The organism is Kitasatospora sp. NPDC001119 (assembly GCF_053598475.1).
Genome location: NZ_JBSFKI010000005.1, coordinates 1 through 17,821 on the forward strand (window position 1 = coordinate 1; position 17,821 = coordinate 17,821).

General features: G+C 75.4%; 13 protein-coding genes. 7 read left to right on the forward strand and 6 right to left on the reverse strand.

The window, feature by feature from the left end:
* Together ACWDD9_RS07385 and ACWDD9_RS07390 are read right to left on the reverse strand one after the other, a co-directional pair.
* The coding region (locus ACWDD9_RS07385; protein WP_449811070.1) for a putative Ig domain-containing protein at positions 1 to 1,254 on the reverse strand (1,254 nt) is incomplete at its 3' end.
* Between the two features lie 224 nt (positions 1,255 to 1,478).
* On the reverse strand, positions 1,479 to 2,447 hold the full coding sequence (locus ACWDD9_RS07390) for a hypothetical protein (protein ID WP_449811071.1): 969 nt from the start codon (positions 2,445 to 2,447) through the stop codon (positions 1,479 to 1,481).
* Between the two features lie 154 nt (positions 2,448 to 2,601).
* Here ACWDD9_RS07390 and ACWDD9_RS07395 point away from each other — a divergent pair, with 154 nt between their 5' ends.
* Together ACWDD9_RS07395 and ACWDD9_RS07400 are read left to right on the forward strand one after the other, a co-directional pair.
* Positions 2,602 to 3,723: an alpha/beta hydrolase gene (locus ACWDD9_RS07395; protein WP_074001025.1), complete on the forward strand. Its 1,122-nt coding sequence runs from the start codon at positions 2,602 to 2,604 to the stop codon at positions 3,721 to 3,723.
* A gap of 71 nt (positions 3,724 to 3,794) precedes the next feature.
* Positions 3,795 to 6,224 carry a glycosyltransferase family 39 protein gene (locus ACWDD9_RS07400; protein WP_449811072.1) on the forward strand — a complete coding sequence of 810 codons (2,430 nt, stop codon included), beginning with the start codon at positions 3,795 to 3,797 and terminating at the stop codon, positions 6,222 to 6,224.
* Between the two features lie 104 nt (positions 6,225 to 6,328).
* Here the strand turns inward: ACWDD9_RS07400 and ACWDD9_RS07405 are convergent, their stop codons facing one another.
* The 3 genes from ACWDD9_RS07405 to moaA all read right to left on the reverse strand — a co-directional run bounded on the left by ACWDD9_RS07405 (position 6,329) and on the right by moaA (position 9,982).
* A complete protein-coding gene (locus ACWDD9_RS07405; RefSeq protein WP_449811073.1) occupies positions 6,329 to 7,894 on the reverse strand; it encodes an alpha/beta hydrolase in 1,566 nt (521 codons plus the stop codon).
* A 94-nt stretch (positions 7,895 to 7,988) separates the two neighbouring features.
* Positions 7,989 to 8,762, reverse strand: a complete 774-nt coding sequence (locus tag ACWDD9_RS07410; protein WP_117487336.1) for an HNH endonuclease family protein — start codon at positions 8,760 to 8,762, stop codon at positions 7,989 to 7,991.
* 146 nt (positions 8,763 to 8,908) lie between these two features.
* Entirely contained in the window at positions 8,909 to 9,982 is a 1,074-nt protein-coding gene (gene moaA / locus ACWDD9_RS07415) for a GTP 3',8-cyclase MoaA (RefSeq protein ID WP_449811074.1), read from the reverse strand.
* A gap of 130 nt (positions 9,983 to 10,112) precedes the next feature.
* Between moaA and ACWDD9_RS07420 the strand changes: the two genes are divergently transcribed.
* The 5 genes from ACWDD9_RS07420 to ACWDD9_RS07440 all read left to right on the forward strand — a co-directional run bounded on the left by ACWDD9_RS07420 (position 10,113) and on the right by ACWDD9_RS07440 (position 15,282).
* Positions 10,113 to 10,730: a nucleotidyltransferase family protein gene (locus ACWDD9_RS07420; protein ID WP_259316543.1), complete on the forward strand. Its 618-nt coding sequence runs from the start codon at positions 10,113 to 10,115 to the stop codon at positions 10,728 to 10,730.
* A gap of 174 nt (positions 10,731 to 10,904) precedes the next feature.
* Positions 10,905 to 11,753 (forward strand): hypothetical protein, encoded by an 849-nt coding sequence (locus ACWDD9_RS07425; RefSeq protein WP_241852729.1) that lies wholly within the window; start codon positions 10,905 to 10,907, stop codon positions 11,751 to 11,753.
* 221 nt (positions 11,754 to 11,974) lie between these two features.
* On the forward strand, positions 11,975 to 12,847 hold the full coding sequence (locus ACWDD9_RS07430) for a tetratricopeptide repeat protein (RefSeq protein WP_049660965.1): 873 nt from the start codon (positions 11,975 to 11,977) through the stop codon (positions 12,845 to 12,847).
* 163 nt (positions 12,848 to 13,010) lie between these two features.
* Positions 13,011 to 13,958, forward strand: coding sequence for a (2Fe-2S)-binding protein (locus ACWDD9_RS07435; RefSeq protein ID WP_449811075.1), 948 nt, complete (start codon positions 13,011 to 13,013; stop codon positions 13,956 to 13,958).
* A gap of 214 nt (positions 13,959 to 14,172) precedes the next feature.
* The gene (locus ACWDD9_RS07440) at positions 14,173 to 15,282 is read left to right on the forward strand and encodes a DUF2637 domain-containing protein (protein WP_449811076.1); all 1,110 of its coding nucleotides are present in this window, start codon (positions 14,173 to 14,175) and stop codon (positions 15,280 to 15,282) included.
* Between the two features lie 52 nt (positions 15,283 to 15,334).
* On the opposite strand, the gene ACWDD9_RS07445 is transcribed toward ACWDD9_RS07440, so the two are convergent.
* Positions 15,335 to 17,743, reverse strand: coding sequence for a SpoIIE family protein phosphatase (locus ACWDD9_RS07445; RefSeq protein ID WP_079271782.1), 2,409 nt, complete (start codon positions 17,741 to 17,743; stop codon positions 15,335 to 15,337).
* Positions 17,744 to 17,821: the final 78 nt, after the last annotated feature.

Sequence of the window (17,821 nt, forward strand, 5' to 3'; positions counted from 1 at the left end):
GTCCGAGTGGGTGGAGCCGTAGCCGTTCAGCCACGCCTTCCAGGAGCCGCTGTGGGCCGCCTGCGAGGCGCTGCTGTCCACCACGCCGCTCGACGTCGTCCACGGCGTGGCCGTGCCCGACTCGAAGCCCTCGTTGCCCAGCAGCTGGGCCGGGGTGCAGCCGCCGCCACCGGTGGAGACGGCCCAGGTGAAGCTGGTGGAGGCCGACTTGCCGGCAGCGTCCGTCACGGTGACGGTGACGGTGGAGCTGCCCGCCGTGGAGACGGTGCCGGTGATCGCGCCGGTGGAGGCGTTGATCGACAGCCCGGCGGGCAGGCCGCTCGCGGCGTAGGACAGCGGGGCGGTGCCACCGGAGGCGTTGATCTGGAGGTTGACCGCGCCGCCGACGGCGGTGGACTGGTTGCCCGGGTTGGTCACCGAGACGGCGCTGCCGGCCGGCTTGGTGAGCAGGCAGCCGGCCACGTTGAGGTCGATGGCCCGGGTCGAGGAGTTCAGGCAGGTGGTGAACCAGTACGTCTCCTCACCGTAACTCTGGCCCTTGTAGGCCTTGGTGGTGCCGTCGGCGGCCACCTCACACGGGTTGTTGAGGGTGCACATGCCGCCGTCGTCGTTGCCGGTGTTGTTGATGCCGACGATCCGCCCGCTGGCGGAGTCGACGATCGGCGAGCCGGAGGTGCCGTGCGTGGTGTTGCAGCCGGAGCTGTAGCGCAGCGAGTCGTGCCAGGTCCAGGCGTCCTCGCGCAGGGTCGGCACGAAGCCGTTGACGGAGCAGTTCCAGACCTGCTTCCAGTACGACGAGGGTATGTACATCGACGCGCCGTCGGTCGGGTGGGCGTCGCTGATCGTCAGCGCGGTGGCGCCGTACTTCGAGCTGATCGACCCGTAGGTGTCGGTGAGTTGGTAGAGGGCGACGTCGGTGCCGGTCATGGTCGCGTAGAGCAGCTTGTCGGCCTGGACGGTGCCCAGGCTGTTGCCCGCGCCGTCCAGCAGGGTGCCGCTGCGGCTGGCGGTGGTGTTCTGGATGACCTGGCCGGCCGAGGGCATGGTCGGCAGGCAGTGTCCGTTGGTGAGCATCAGCGCCCGGTCACCGGCCGCCGAGGTGGGGTAACGGACCAGCGAGGCCGAGCAGTTGCTCAGGGCGATGGTGGACGTCAGGTCGGCCGCCTGGACGGCGTGCGCAGGGGCGGCGGCGAAGGCCAGCCCGCCCGCGACGACGGCACTCGTACCGGCCACCGCGACAAGTCTCTTGAACATGGCTCTCCTTGTGGGGGATCGCGGGGTGTACGACTGGTCGCCGACGCCCGCGCCGCATGAAAGTGCCATGGCCACTTCAAGAGGTCAAGGAGTGTGACCGAACTCGCCACTGCCCGGCACGGGCCGTGCCATCCGACGGCAACGACCCGTCCCGGTATGCCCGTTACGGGCCGGGGCAGTGGATACGGCTGCGGTCGCGGTCGCGGTTGCGGCTACGGCTGCGGCTACGGCTGCGGGAAGGCGTTCGGGTCCACGTCGTTGGTCTTGGCGTTGCCGTCGGCCACCGGCTGGAGGGTGATCTCCCAGGAGGTCGCGGTCCGGCCGGTCTCGAACGGGAAGGTGTCCTCGAACTTGGTGAACTGGCAGTTCTGGGTGAAGCCCTTGGCATCGGAGTCCCAGTCCGCGCCGCCGGAGACGTAGACCTCGTACGTCCCGTCCTCCACGCCGTCGACACTGGCGTGCTGCCCCTTGCCGACGAACACCGAGTGCACGGCCTTGCCGTTCAGCGCGAGCGACACCACGGCGTCCACCTTGCCGCCGTTCTCGACCTTGAACACGCCCTCGCCGCGCAGCTTCCCCTTCCGGACCATGGTGCCGTTGTCCAGCGCGCGGGACTGCTGCTGGGGCAGCGGCGGGACGGCGAAGGTGGTCTGGTAGCCGGCCGCGGTCATCGTGACGAGGGCCGCCGACACCGCCGCCAGCCCCTGGGAGGCGCCCAGTTCGGCCTCGGCCGAGCTCAGCGCGCAGACGTCGTGGAACTTGATGTCGCTGCGGACCTTGCCGGCGTCGGTGGCGAGCGAGGTCAGCGCCGCCACCAGTTCCTTCCGCGCCGCCGTCACCCCGGGCGGCTCGTCCGCCACGCTCAGGGACTTGGCGGCGCCCTGCGCGCTGGTGACGATGCCGCCGAGCACGGTGTCGAGGTCGCCCAGGTCCTTGGCGCCGGCCACCTGGGCGAGCGCGACGGTGACCGGGTCGACGCTCGCGCTGAGCACCGGGCCGTACGGCGCCCGGGTCGGGGTCGGCGTCGGCGTCGCGGTCGGCTTCGCCGAGACCCCCGTCCCCGCCGCCCCGGGCGCGGACGAGCCGCCCGCCGAACCACCACCCCCGCCACCGGAGCAGGCCGCCAGCGCCAGCGCCGTGCCGACGGCCAGACCGACCTTCCCCACGAACCTCTCGGACCCCGTGAACCTCATGCCCCACCCCCGGGTAGCCGGACCGCGCGCACACCGCGCAGCCGTGCGGTCACACATGGTCCCGAGCACGAACGACCCCGTCAACCCATTACCCGGCGGTCACCTCCGAGGGGCCCCCCGAGGCCGTCTCCGGAGGTCAACTACGATCGGGCCCGTGCTCAGTCTCACCGGACTCCCCCTCCAGATCATCGCCTCGCTCCTCGCGATCGCCGTCTTCGCCGCCACCATGTGGCTCTGGCCGCGGTTCGGCGGGAAGGGCTGGAAGGCGTGGCTGGGCCGGCTCGGGGCGTTCCTGGCCACCCAGGTGTCGGTGCTGGCCGCGATGGGCCTGATCGCCAACAGCTACTTCGGCTTCTACAGCTCCTGGACGGACCTGCTCGGCACCAGCGGCGGGCTCGGCACGGTGGTCGACCACCAGCCCAACGCGTCCGGGGTGGCCGTCACCGGCGAGCAGAAGTTCTACTCCGCGCAGGGCTCGGACCCGGAGCGCTCCGGCCTGATCCAGAAGGTCGACGTCAAAGGAGCCGGCAGCGGCCTGACCACCGAGGCGTACGTCTACCTGCCGCCGCAGTACTTCCAGCCGGACTACGCCAAGCAGCGCTTCCCGATGGCCCTGGTGCTCACCGGCTACCCGGGCACCCCGGAGAAGCTGATCTCGCTGATGCAGTACCCGGCGTCCACGCTGAACGCGATCGAGCAGAAGAAGCTGCCGCCGACCGTCCTGGTGATGACCCGGCCCACCCTGGTCGGCGACCGGGACACCGAGTGCGTGGACGTGCCGAACGGCCCCCAGGTGGAGACCTTCTTCACCAGCGACCTGCCCAAGGCCCTCGCCACCACCTACCGGATCGGCACCGACCCGGCCAGCCGGGCGGTGATCGGCAACTCCACCGGCGGCTACTGCGCGCTCAAGTTCGCGCTGCGCAAGCCCGACGCCTACCGCTCGGCGGTCGCGCTCTCCGGCTACTACGACGCGGCCCACGACGCGACCACCGGCGACCTGTTCGGCGGCAACGACCGGCTGAAGCAGGAGAACGACCTGCTGTGGCGGCTGAAGAACCAGCCGCCCGCCCCGGTCAACCTGCTGCTGACCACCGCGTACGACGAGAACAACTACGACGAGACCAAGGCCATGATCGCGGCCTTCAAGGCCCCCACCACGATGTCCTCCATCACCCTGGACACCGCCGGCCACAACTTCCACACCTGGACCAGGGAGATCCCCCCGGCCCTGGAGTGGCTGGGCAAGCACCTCGCCGTACCGCCATCCGCCTGACGTTCCAGATCACACGCGCCTCACACTCCCGTCTCACGGTTCTCTCAGGCACGCCACCGACGGTATGGCGCATGACCACGAGCAGCTACTCCCCTCCGGCCGGCGAACCGTGGCCCGAGGCCGCGCACTACCCGCCGCCGGAGGTGCCGCAGCCGGACCCGGTCCGGCCGGACCCGGCGCCGCTCTTCCCCGAACAGCCCCTGCCGCCCGCCGGCCCCAAGGGGTTCGCCACCTGGCCCGACCGGCTGCGCACCCTCCCCGCCCGCGCCTGGCGCGGGCGCGCTGACGACCCGCGCTGGGTGCGCCCGGCCCTGCTGGCGCTGCTGGCCGCGACCGCCGTCCTCTACCTGTGGGGCCTGAGCGCCTCCGGCTGGGCCAACTCCTTCTACTCGGCCGCCGTGCAGGCTGGCTCGCAGAGCTGGAAGGCCTTCTTCTTCGGCTCCTCGGACGCGGCGAACTTCATCACCGTCGACAAGCCCCCGGCCTCGCTGTGGCCGATGGCGCTCTCGGCGCGGATCTTCGGCCTCTCCTCCTGGTCGGTGCTGGCCCCGCAGGCGCTGATGGGCGCGGCCACCGTCGGCGTGCTGTACGCGACGGTGCGCCGGCGCTTCTCCCCGCTCGGCGGCCTGCTGGCGGGCGCCGCGCTGGCGCTCACCCCGGTCGCGGCGCTGATGTTCCGCTTCAACAACCCGGACGCACTGCTGGTGCTGCTGCTGACGCTGGCCGCGTACGGGATGGTCCGGGCCGTCGAGGCGGCGGGCACCCGGTGGCTGGTGTTCACCGGGGTGATGTTCGGCCTCGCCTTCCTCACCAAGACCCTGGCGGCCTTCCTGGTGCTGCCCGCCTTCGCGGTGATCTACCTGGTGGTGGCGCCCACCGGCCTCTGGCGGCGGGTGCGGCAGACCCTGCTCGCGGGCGTGGCACTGCTGGTCTCGGGCGGCTGGTGGGTGGCGGTCGTCGAGCTGATGCCCGCCTCGGCCCGCCCGTACATCGGCGGCTCGCAGGACAACAGCTTCCTCTCGCTCACCTTCGGCTACAACGGCCTCGGCCGGGTCGACGGCAACGAGCGCGGCAGCGTGGGCGGCGGCGCCCGGATGCCGGCCGGGGTCGACCTGCCGGGCGGCGCGGCGCCCGGCGGCCGCGGCTGGGGGCAGACCGGCCTGACCCGGATGTTCGGCACCGACATCGGCGGGCAGATCGCCTGGCTGCTGCCGGCCGCGCTGATCCTGCTGCTGGCCGGCCTCTGGGCGACCCGCCGCTACGGCCGCGCCGACACCGCCCGCGCGGCCTTCCTGGTCTGGGGCGGCTGGCTGCTCTCCACCGCGCTGGTCTTCAGCTTCATGTCCGGGATCTTCCACCAGTACTACACGGTGGCGCTGGCCCCGGCCGTCGCGGCGCTGGTCGGCATGGGCGTGGACGGGCTGTGGCGGGCCCGGCACCGGGTGCCCTGGGCGCTGGTACTGGCCGGGACGCTCGCGGTGACGGCGGTCTGGGCGTTCGTGCTGCTCGGCCGCAGCTCCGGCTTCCTGCCGTGGCTGCGCTGGGCGGTGCTGGCCGGCGGACTGCTCGCGGCGGCCGCGCTGGCGGCCGGGCCGTTCGTCGGGCGGGTCTCCGGCCGGGCCGGCGCGCGGATCGCCTCGGTGGCGGGCCTGGTGGGCCTGGCGGCGGCGCTCGGCGGTCCGGCCGCGTACGCGGTGGACACCGTGAACTCCCCGCACACCGGCTCGATCGTGACCGCCGGGCCGGGCGTGAAGGGCGGGTCCGGGCCGGGCGGCATGGGGCACCGGGGCGGCAAGGGCTTCCCGGGCGGCACCGGCAACGGCAACGGGCACTGGTTCGGCCAGGGCGGCCCGGGTGGCCAGGGGGGCTTCGCGGGCGGTCAGGGCGGTCAGGGCGGTCAGCAGGGCTTCGCGCCCGGGCAGGGCTTCCCGGGCGGCGGCATCGGCAACGGCGGCGACCGCGCCAACGGCCGCCACGAGCGCGGCACCGGCGGCGGCACCGGCCTCCCCGGCACCCAGGACCCCGAGGGCACCGGCACCGACGGCGCGGGCGGACTCCCCGGCGGCGCCGTCGACGGCACGGCCGGCGGCCCGCCCCCCGGCGGCATGGGCGGCCTGCTCGACGGCCCCAAGGTGACCGACGAGGTCGCCGCCATGCTCAAGGAGAACGCCGACCACTACACCTGGGCGGCCGCCGCGATCGGCTCGCAGACCGCGGCCGGCTACCAACTCGCCACCGGCGAACCGGTGATGGCCCTCGGCGGCTTCAACGGCACCGACCCCTCGCTGACCCTGGCCGGCTTCCAGAAGTACGTCCAGGAGGGCAAGGTGCACTGGTTCATCGGTGCGGGCGGCTCCCGCCGCGGCTTCGGCGGCGGCGCGGGCGGCGAGGGCGGGCAGCAGAGCGAGTCCGCCCAGATCGAGTCCTGGGTGACCGCCCACTTCACCGCGAAGACCATCGGCTCGACCACCTTCTACGACCTGACGGCCCCCACCTCCTGACCGAGGGCCGCGACCCCGGAGGGGGCGTGCCGCGCGAAAGCGGCACGCCCCCTCCGCGCTGTCCCCGGCCGACCCCCGCCGAGCTCATCCGGACCCTGGCGCCCTCAGTCCGACCCGCAGCGGGTACCCGCCGCCGGCAGCCGCCCGTCCACCAGGAACGCCGTCACGGCCGCCCGGACGCAGCCGCTCTTGTCGTACGCGGTGTGCCCGTCGCCCTCCCGGGTGAGCAGCACGCCGTGCTCCAGCCCGGCGGAGAGCCGCTCGGCCCAGGCGTACGGGGTGACCGGGTCGGCGGTGGAGCCGATCACCAGGAGCGGGGCGCTGCCCGGCGCCCGGACCGGTCGCGGCGGCTCGGCCGGACGGTACGGCCAGGGGCGGCAGTCCGCTTCGAGCAGGGTGCCGACCGGGTCGTGCCCGCTGGTCAACGGGGCGCGGGCGGCGAGTTCGGCGAGGGCCGGGCGCAGTTCCGCCTCGGTGGGCGGCGGCGGGCCGTCCGCGCAGGAGATGGCGGCGAAGGCGTCGGCCGGGGTCCGGTAGCGGCCGTCCTCGCCGCGGCCGTCGGCGCCGTCGGCGAGGGCGAGCAGGCCGTCGGCGTCGCCCCGGGTGACGGCCGGTTCGAGGGCCTCGCGCAGCCGGGGCCAGGAGCGGCGGCCGTCGGAGAGGACGTCCAGGGCGGCGACCCAGCCGAGCGCGGCGGTGAGGGTCCGGCCGTCGGCGGCGCGCAGCGGGTGGTCGCGCAGGCCGTCGAGGAAGCGGGCGAGGCGCTGCGGGGCGGCGGCCGGGTCGGCGCCGAGCGGGCAGGCCGGCCCGTCCTCGGTGGCGCAGGCGGCGGCGAAGGCCCGGAGCCCGGTCTCGGCGGCGACGGCGGCTTCGATGCCGAGCCGCGCCGCGGGGGCGCTGTGGTCGACGGCGCCGTCGAGGACGAGCCGGCCGGTGCGCTCGGGGAACTCCTCGGCGTAGCGGGCGCCGAGGTGGGTGCCGTAGGAGAAGCCGAGGAAGTCCAGCCGGCGTTCGCCGAGGGCGCCGCGCAGCACGTCGAGGTCGCGGGCGGTGTCGCGGGTGCCGAGGTGCGGGAGCAGGTCGGCGTGCCGGGCGCGGCAGGCCTCGGCGAGGATCCGGGCGTGGTCGTAGGCCGGGTCGTCGGTGGCGTTCCACTGGTCGCGGGTGCGGTCGTCCAGGCAGTGGACGGGGGTGGTGTCGCCGGCGCCGCGCGGGTCGAAGCCGACCAGGTCGTACCGGTCGTGCAGCGGCCCCTGGTAGCTCTGCCAGCCCCAACGGACCATGTCGACACCGGAGTTGCCGGGGCCGCCGGGGTTGAGCAGCAGGGTGCCGAGCCGCCGCTTCGGGTCGGCGGCGGCCACCTTGGCGAGGGCGACGTCGACGGTGCGGCCGCCCGGGTCGGCGTAGTCCAGCGGGACCTTGAGGGTGGCGCACCGCACGGCGGCCGCGTCCTGGTCGCCGTCGTCCTCGCCGGGGCAGCTCCGCCAGTCGATCCGCTGGTCGTAGAGCGCGCGCAGGGCGGGGGCCGCGGTGGCGGCGACCCGTTCGTCCAGCGGCGGGCGGACGGCCGGGCGGGCGGCGCCCGTGCAGCCGCTCGACAGCGCGAGGGCGAGGGCGGCGGCGAGGGCGGGCACGGCGCGCCCGGCCGACCGGGGGAGCGGGGAGATCATCGGGGCCACCGCCCACGAATACCACCCGGCCCGCGCCCGGCCGTCACCGGGGGCACACCGCGCCCGCCCTTCGACGGCGGGGATTGACGTTTCGTCAGCCGCCGCACAGCTGGAGCATGGTCTTCTTGTCGGCCTCGGTGACGGGCAGCTGGTACTTCAGCGAGACCTGGGCGAAGCGCACCGCGTAGGAGCAGCGGATCTCGGTGTTGGCGGGCAGCCAGGAGGCCGGGCCGGAGTCGCCCTTGGAGGCGTTCTGCGAGCCGTCGGCGGGGATCAGGTTCAGCGGGTCGTTGGCGATCTGGACGCGCTTGGCCTTGTCCCACTTGCTGGCGCCCATCTGCCAGTCGTAGGAGAGCGGCATCACGTGGTCGATCTGGATCTTGGAGGCCTGCTGCTTGGTCCACTGGACGCTCTTGCCGGTGTACGGGTCCCAGATGGTCATCGCGGTGACCGTGCAGTCCGAGCCGTCCTTGTGCTCGACGGCGGTGCCGTCGCGGGCCAGCAGGTCGTTGCGGGTGTCGCACTTGTTGCCGCCGAACGGGACGCCCTCGACGTTGTCCGTCCAGGCGGGGCCGAACTCGTTGCGGTCGTAGCCGTCCTTGGTGCCGACGGCGGCGGTGGTGACCTTGGCGATGACGTCCCGGCCGGCCTTCTGCTCCTCGGGGGTGGTCAGCGGCGCCAGGCCGGGCTTGGTGCCGTCCGGGTTCTGCAGCGGGCTGGTGCCGGTGGCCCCGGCGGCGGCGGTGCCGCCGTTGGCCTTGGGGCCGGTCGACTTGTGGTCGCGGCCGCCGATCAGCCAGCCGACCAGCGCGAGCGCGCATATCAGGAACACGGTGGCGGCGGACAGGGTGGAGCGGCGGGCGGGCACGGGGAACTCCGGAGGTCAGGGGCGGGTTGACGGCAAGCCAGCAGACCAGCCGCCCGGGGGGAGGTCAAGCCGACGCCACGCGATCCCGCCGAGCATGTCGAAGCTCACACCCGCTCACCCCCTGGTCCGGGGCCCGGGCGGCGCCGTCAGCCGCCGATGGCGGACATCGGGCGGTCGGGCCGGACGAACTCCGCGCTGCCGACGGCGTGTCCGGGCCCCTTGCCCGCCACCGCGGCCCGCCAGGCCGCCTCGATCGCCGCGTCGTCCGCCCCGCCGCGCAGCAGCGCCCGCAGGTCCGACTCCTCCGTCGCGAACAGACAGGCGCGCAGCTGCCCGTCCGCCGTCAGCCGCACCCGGTCGCAGCCGCCGCAGAACGGCCGGGTGACGGAGGCGATCACGCCGACGACCGCGTCCGTACCGGCGATCCGCCACTCCTCCGCCGGGGCGTTGCCGGACCGGCCGACGGGGACCAGGTCGAACCGCTCCTCGAGTGCCGCCAGGACCTCCGCCGCCGTCACCATCGCCGAACGGTCCCACGCCCCTTGCGCGTCCAGCGGCATGGACTCGATGAACCGCATCCGGTACCCGTGCCCGACGGCGAACTCCACCAGCTCCACGATCTCGTCGTCGTTGACCCCGCGCACCGGCACCGCGTTCACCTTCACCGGCCCCAGCCCCGCCGCCCTCGCCGCTGCCAGCCCCGCGAGGACGTCACCGATGCGGTCCCGCCGGGTGATCGCGGCGAAGCGCTCCGGACGCAGCGTGTCCAGGCTGACGTTCACCCGCCCCAGCCCCGCCGCCGCCAGCCCGGCCGCCGCGCGCGCCAGCCCGATCCCGTTCGTGGTCAACGACAACTCGGCCCCCAGCGGGGCGATCCGCCCGACCAGCCCCGCCAACCCCCGCCGCAGCAACGGCTCCCCGCCCGTCAGCCGGACCGACCGCACCCCCAGCCGCTCCACCGCGATCCGCACCAGCCGGACCACCTCGTCGTCCCCCAGCAGCCCGGCGCGCCCGAGCCAGGGCAGCCCCTCCGCCGGCATGCAGTAGGTGCAGCGCAGGTTGCAGCGGTCGGTCAGCGAGACCCGCAGATCGGTGTGGACCCGGCCGAAGCGGTCCACCAGCGGGGGCGGGGCCTCGCTGTCGTGCGGTCGTGTGTCGTACGGAGGCGTGGTGCGCGGAGGCGTGGTGCGCGGGGCGGGGTTGTACGGGGCCGTGTTCATCGGCCCAGTACAGGCGGGGCGGGCCCGCCCCGGCCAGCGGCCGAACCGCCGGGGCGCGGCCACCGCGCACCGCCTCCGCTTGTGGCTTCCCACAATGCGCGCCCCGGCCCCGACCGGGCAGGCTGGCCCCATGCAGACAGCGCCGACACCCGCCGGACCGGGCCCGGTCGCCGCCCTGGTCCTCGCCGCCGGCGGCGGGCGGCGCCTCGGCGGGCGGCCCAAGGCGCTGCTCCGCTACCGGGGCCGGCCGCTGGTGGAGCACGCGGTGGCGGTGGTCCGGGCCGGCGGCTGCACGGAGGTCACGGTGGTGCTGGGCGCGGCGGGCGAACGGGTCCGGGCCACCGCGCACCTGCCGGGCTGCCGACTGGTCGGCAACCCGGACTGGGCGCAGGGCATGGGCTCCTCGCTGCGGGCCGGCCTGGCCGCGCTGCCGCCGCACGCCTCGGCGGCACTGGTGATGCTGGTGGACACCCCCGGCGTCACCCCGGCCGCGGTGGCCCGGCTGCTGGCCGCCCACCGGGCGGGCGCCGAACTGGCCGCGGCGGCCTACGAGGGGCGGCGCGGACACCCGGTGCTGATCGGCGCCCGGCACTTCGCCGAGGCGGCGGCGGGCGCCCGCGGCGACGCCGGGGCCCGCGCCCTGCTGGCGGCGCACGCGGCGGAGCTCGTCCTGGTCGAGTGCGCCGACGTCGCCGCCCCGGACGACCTCGACACCCCCGCCGACCTGGCCCGCTGGTCCGCCGGCTGAACGTCCCGGTCCGCCCCGCCGGGCATCCCCCTCCGGAAGGATTCCTTCCCTACCCGAGCAGGCAGGATCCCCTGATCCGTCCCTGAGGATTGCCCCATTCCGCGTCCTGCGCCGGACATTTCGGGGAGCATGGGAGACGTCCCACCCACCCGACACCGACGGACGGAGCCCGCGATGGCCGGACTGCCCGACGACTTCACCGGACACGACCCCGCTCGGACGGGGCCCGGCGGTGGCGCCCGGGCGATCCGCTGCCCCGCCTGCCGCCGCGAGCACCTCTACGAACCGCCCTCCCTCCCCTGTCCGTGCGGGGCCTCGCTCAAGGTGCCGCTGCTGCGCGGCGGAGTGCCGGTGCAGGTGCGCTTCCGGTCCTGGGAGGACTCCTGGCTGAGCATGCGCTGCCCGCACTGCGGCCGCTCCGACCAGTGGCCGCAGCCCGAGTTCACCTGCAACTGCGGCGCCACCGTCCGGCTGCCGGTGGACCGCGCCACCCGCCTGGGCACCGGCACCGCCGCCCCGCTCGCCGCCCCCGGCCCGCAGGCCGCCCGCCCGCTCCCGGCCCACCCGGCGAACGCCCCCGCCCCGGCCCCGCCCGCACCGTCCCCGACCGGCCGCTCCCGCCCGTTCCGCCACCGCGCGCCGTTCCGCCCGCACCCGGTGCGCACCTCGCAGGACGCGGTGTTCACCGCCGCCCGCTACCTGGAGTGGCTCGGCTTCGACGACCTGGAGCTCACCGAGTCCCAGGAGCGCGACGGGGTCACCCTGCTGGGCGGCCGGATGGTCGCCCAGGTGGACACCTGGACCGAGCCCGCCGACGTGAAGTCGGTCGAGTGCCTCTGGCTCCAGACCCTGCACGCCGAGGAGATGGCCGCCGCGATGTTCACCCTCGCGGGCTATTCGCACCAGGCCACCGTGCGCGGCGAACAGCTGCTGGTGGCCCTGTTCAGCCTGGACCTGGCGGGCGTGCCGCAGCCCGCGAACGGCGCCGCCGAGGCCCTGATGGAGACCGGCTGGACCTCCTGACCCACCGGGCGGCCCCGCCGGGCCGCCCCACCGGCCCCCTCCGGTCCCTTTCCCTCGCGCACCCCTAGATCATTTCTCTTCCAAAAGCAACAACCTTCGCTCGTGATCTGGTGCACAAGCTCACCCCCGTGTTGAATTGCCGCCACAGCGCGGGCCTTTCGCCCTGTCGTCGCCATGCGTGCGGGTCGTGGCGACAGGGCCTCAGGGGCAGGTCCGTGCCCATGCCGGATGGCGCACACAAGGAGGTGGCGTTGTCGGAGCACGGATGGGACCCGAGCAACCCGGAGGGGCGGGGGCGGGCGGCAGCGGAGGAGCCGGGTGACACCGTGTGGCGGCTGAGGTCCCGGGGGTGCTGGCAGGAGGCCGCCGAACTACTGCGACCGACCGCCGAGCACGACCCGGACGCGGCCCTGGGGCGGGCCGAACTCCTCATCGAGCAATGCCTGTTCACCGCCGCGAACTGGACCCAGGCGGAACAGGCGCTGCGCCTGGCGGAGGCCCTGGCCTCCGGCACCGAGCAGCGCGCGGCCGCCGCCTGCGCCCGCGGCTTCCTCGCGTACGTGGCGAGCGTCCTCGGCCCGCGCGACCGGCTGGACGAGGCACAGGCGGCGCTCGGCCGCACCTCGGCCCTGCTGCCGCCGGACGCCCCGGGCCGCCCGCTGCTGGACTTCCGGCGCGGACTGGTCGCCGAGAACCTGCTGCGCGACCGCAGCGCGGCCTGGATCGCCTACCGGCGGGCGCACGAGGGCGCCGGCGAACGCGGGGACGAGCTGCTGCGCTCGTACACCTGGCGGCACCTGGCCGCGCTGGCGCTCTCGCGCGGGGAGCGCGGGAACGCCCGGGAGGGCTTCGACGCCTCCCTGCGGCTGCGCGAGCAACTCGGCTTCACGGTGGGGGTGGCGCCGGCGCTCGCGGCGCTCGCCGAGGTGTCCGAGCCGCCCGAGGCCGCGCGGCTGCGGGCCGAGGCGACCCGGCTGGTGGACGCCCTGGGCGGCGTGCCGGTCTGGCTCGCGCGCCAGCTGAACGCCCTCCGCACAACCGGTGCTCCCCCGGACGGGCGCATCACCAGCGAGACCGGGGGGACGATCAGCTAAGGTGAGGCTAACCTGGCCGGGGGGAGCAGTACCCCGGCCAGGTCGCCTTGCCGTTCCCCGGGCACCGCCATGCCCCGGTCCGGCCGCGTCCGGCGCCGCCACCACCCGGCCGGGCACCGCCGGGCGGACCATGGGCGCCCCGGTCGACCCGATGGGGCCGTCCATGACCGCGAGCAGCACCCGGCCCGGCCCCAGGCCGCGCGTCCCCCGCGCCACCGGGGCGCGCACCCCCGCCCCCACCGCCCCGGGCGCCCCCTCGTACCACCGGCTGTCCGGACTCACCCCCGTCCTGACGGTGCGCTGCGCACCGCCCCGGCGCGGCGGCGGCTGGCTGCCCGTCGCCGACCTCGCCGCCCGCCCCGAGGCGGTGCGCGAGCTGATCGCCCACGACGCCCGGCAGGGCCTCGCCCGCTACGGGCAGCCGCTGCGCCCGGACGTCGCGGCCGGCTTCGGGCTGCACCGCTTCGTCTGGCCGGTCTCGCTGCTGTTCACGCTGCCGTGGTTCCTGGAGCGGCGCGTCCCGCTGCTCGGCCTCGGGGACGTCGCGCTGCGCCGGCGCCCCGACGCGGTCGAACTGACCGTCCGCCCGGCGGAGTTCGCCTGCCTTCCGGACGACCCGGCGGCCGGGTCGGGGGCGGGTTCGAAGCCCGGGACGGCCGTCGGCCCGGAGTGGGCCCGGACGGTGCCGGACGAGGCGGCGCTGGCCGCCGCCCTGCGGTCCGCGCTGGGCGCCTTCCTGGCCCCGGTGCTCACCGCCTTCGGCCCGGAGGCGCGGCGCGGGCCCCGGGTGCTGTGGGCGATGGCCACCGACGCGGTGGTGGAGGGGCTCTGCTACGCGGGCGGGCTGCTCGGGGAGCAGGAGCGGGCGCGCGCCGAACTGTCCGCGCTGCTGGCGCCCGGCGGGCCCCCCGACCCCGCGCGCACGCCCGGCGCGGGCGACCGCCCCGCTCCGGCCCCGGCCCCCTTCATCCCGGGCGCCGGATTCGCGCCCCCGGCGCCCGGGGGCGGTGGCGCTCCGGTCCTGGAGCGCTCCCGGGCCAGCTGCTGCCTCGTCTACACCGCCGATCCGAAGGACATGTGCGGCGGCTGTCCGCGCGTCACGCGGCGTTGACGAAAACCTGTCCGATATCAGGTCCGAAAAGCCCGCGATTCCGGGAAAAGCCCGCTTCAAATTCGCATGACAATGCGATGGTAACCGGGTCAGAAATCCCTCTCCTCAGCGCATTGACGGCGAATCGGCCATTTCCTCGCCGCGCGTCCGCCATGATGGTCCCCGCCGTCACGACGCAGAAAAGCGACACAGGAAAGCGAGGCTGGTTTCGGCGATGAAATTGTCCGACATACCGCTCGGATGGGCGATCACCGTGGTCGTGGGGCTGCTGGTCAGCGCACTCCTGGTGGCCCTGCTCCGCAGCCGGGGGTCCGCCTCCTCCACCGCCGGCACGGATTCCTGGGAACGCTCCGAGGAACGGCGCCGCCGCAAGGAATCCCTGTACGGCGGCGCCTCCTACACCCTGTTGTTCTGCTGCGCGGGCGTCGCGGCCGCCCTCTCCTTCCACGGCCTGGTCGGCTTCGGCGTGCAGAACCTGGGCCTGTCCGGCGGCTGGGAGTACCTCGTCCCGTTCGGCCTGGACGGCGCCGCGATGTTCTGCTCGGTGCTCGCCGTCCGCGAGGCCAGCCACGGCGACGCGGCGCTCGGCTCCCGGCTGCTGGTCTGGCTCTTCGCCGGCGCCTCGGCCTGGTTCAACTGGGTGCACGCCCCGCGCGGCCTGACCCACGCCGGCGCCCCGCAGTTCTTCTCCGGCATGTCCCTCTCCGCGGCGATCCTGTTCGACCGGGCGCTCAAGCAGACCCGCCGGGCCGCGCTGCGCGAGCAGGGCCTGGTGCCGCGCCCGCTGCCGCAGATCCGCATCGTCCGCTGGCTGCGCGCCCCGCGCGAGACCTACGCGGCCTGGTCGCTGATGCTGCTGGAGAACGTCCGCAGCCTGGACGAGGCGGTCGAGGAGGTGCGCGACGACAAGCGGGAGCGCGCCGACGAGAAACAGCGCCGCAAGCTGGCCGGGCGCCGGGAACGGGCCGAGATCCGGGCGATCAACCGCTCCCACAGCGCCTGGCGGCGCGGTGGCGGCACGGCGCGGCGGCTGGGGTCCGGCGCGGAGCCCGCGACGGCCGCCGCGGCGGACCGCCCCGGGGTGGAACGCGTCTCGACGGAGCGGGTGCCGGCGGAGCGCGTCGGGGCCGAGCGCCCCGAGGTGGAGCGCCCCGCCGGTCCGCGCGAGGTGGAACCGGCCGAGGGCACGGTCGTCCAGCCGGGCCTGCCGGCCCGTCCGGAGCGGCGCACCATCGACCTCACCCTGGAGGAGGACACCGTCACGCTGCCCCGGCTGGACGAGATGGAACGCAAACTGAAGGACCTGGAGCAGCAGTTCGGCTGACCGCTCCCCCGTCGGCGCCCCGGGAGCCGGAGACCGGGCCCCGGGCCGGGGCTCAGGCCGCCGACGTCCCGCTGAGCTCGAACCACATCCTCTTGCCGGAGCCGCGCGGCTCCACGCCCCAGGAGTCCGCGAGTGCCTCGACCAGCATCAGACCCCGCCCGGAGGAGGCCTGCTCCCCCGGCGTCCGGCGGGTCGGCCAGAGGTCCGACTCGTCCTCCACCTCGACCCGCAGCCGGGCCCGGCCGCCGTCCGCCTCCGGCTCCCGGTAGAGCCGGGCGGTGAACATGGCGTCCCGGTCGGTGTGCCGGATGGCGTTGGTGACCAGCTCGGAGGAGAGCAGCTCGGCGGTGTCGATGAACTCGGCCACGCCCCAGCGGCGCAGCGCGTCGCGCAGCTCGGCCCGGACCTCGGCGACCCGCGCCAGGTCGGCCTGGCCGATCCGGCGGCGCAGCTGCTGGGCGGCCAGCCCGCCGGCCGGGCCGTCCCAGCGCAGGAGCAGCAGCGCTATGTCGTCCTCGCGCTCGCTGGAGTCGGCGGCCTGGGAGGCGATCCGCTCGGCCAGCTCCTCCAGCGGGTCGCGGGCGGCCTGCCCGGCGTCCGGCAGCGGGCGGGCGAGCGCCCGGGCGAGCCGGGCGATGCCCTCGTCCAGGTCCATGCCGCGCGCCTCGACCAGGCCGTCGGTGCAGAGCAGCACGGTCTCGCCCGGGTCCAGGCTGAACCGGGTGACCCGGTACTCCTGGTCCGGGTCGATGCCCAGCGGCAGCCCGCCGGCCACCGGCACCACGGCGGCGGTGCCGTCCGCGCGGCGCACCAGCGGGTCGAGGTGACCGGCCCGGACGGCGTAGACCACGCCGTAGTCCACGTTGACCTCGGCGTAGGTGCAGGTCGCGAAGTGGTCGGTGTCGAGGTCGGCGAGGAAGCGGGAGGCGCGGGCCATCACGGCGGCGGGCGGGTGGCCCTCGGCCGCGTAGGCGCGCAGCGCGATCCGCAGCTGGCCCATGATCCCGGCGGCGTGCACGTCGTGGCCCTGGACGTCGCCGATCACCAGGCCGACGTGTCCGCCGGGCAGCGGCACCACGTCGTACCAGTCGCCGCCGATCTGGAGGCCGGAGCCGGCCGCGATGTAGCGCACGGCGGTGGTCACGCCCGGGACGGACGGGACGGTGCGCGGCAGCATCACCCGCTGGAGGCCGGCCGCGAGCTCGTGCTCGGCGTCGTGCAGCCGGGCCCGGGCCAGCGACTGGGCGACCAGCCCGCCCAGGGTGGTCAGCAGGGTGCGCTCGTCGGCGTCCAGCTCGCGCTCGTCGTCGAAGCTGACCACGCAGACGCCGATCGCCCGGCCGCTGGCCACCAGCGGCAGGTACGCCCAGGAGCCCCGGCCGGTGCGGCTGGTCTGCTCCCACACCTCGGGGTAGCCGTCGCGGAAGTCCTCGCGGGTCGAGACGAAGACCGGCGCGCGGTGGCGCAGCGCCTCGGCGGCCGGGTGGCCGGGCGGCAGCACGGTGCGGTCCCAGACCGCCAGCGAGTCGGAGCGGTAGCCGGAGGCGCCGAGGATCTGAGCCCGTCCGGCCTCGAAGGAGGCCAGCACCAGGCCGTCCGGCGGCAGTCCGGGCAGCGGCAGTTCGGTGAACACCCGGGCCACGTCACGCACGGTGACGGCTTCGGAGAGGGCGCGCGCCGCCTCCTTGATGAACCGGGAGCGCTCCTCGCGCAGCAGGGCCATCCGGTCGGCGTGGTCCCGCTTGTGCAGCTCGACGGTGGCGTCCCAGACGAAGCCGACCATCCGGGAGGCCCGGCCGAAGGCGTCGGCGAGCACCCGGCCGCGGAAGCGCACCGCGCGCATGCCGCCGTTCGCCCCGACCGTCCGGTAGTAGGCGCCGCACTGGCCCAGTTCGGACACCGCGCGCTCGACCCGGCGGCGCACCACGGGCGCGTCCTCGGGGTGCAGCATGGCCAGGAAGGAGGCGGCCGTACGGTCGAAGCGGCTCTGCCCCAGGGCGTCCAGTCCGACGATCGCACAGGCCCGCTGGTCGCCCTCCAGGACGTCGCGGCGGATGTCCCAGTCGAAGGAGCCGATGCCGTTGGCCGCCATCGCGGGCTCCAGCCAGTCCGGCATGGTGTCCGCGGAGGACGGCGGCAGGCCGCCCGACAGCACGGGCGCCAGCCGGGCGGCGGCGAGGCTCGGGGACGGGCGCACCGCGGAGCCGCGGCGCGAGGACTGGGCGGGCGGCCGGGCCCGGCCCGTCCCGGTGGTGGTGGGGCCGGCGGCGGGCTGCCCGGAGGTGCGCGGCTCCGGGGCGCCCGGCTGCTCGGCGACACGCGGCTCGACGGCTCTCGGCCGGGCGGTGCGCGGCTCCACGGTCCTCGGCTCTACGGCTCGCGGCGCCACCGTCCGCGGCTCGACGACGGGCGCCGCGCCGGGAGGAAGCGCCGGCCCCGGCGACTCGGGCTCAGTGGGCATGCTGCTCCTGCCGCTGCCGTGGCGGACCGCGCCGACCGTCCGGACGGGCCGCGTGGCGTTGTGATGGGTCGTGCTGGA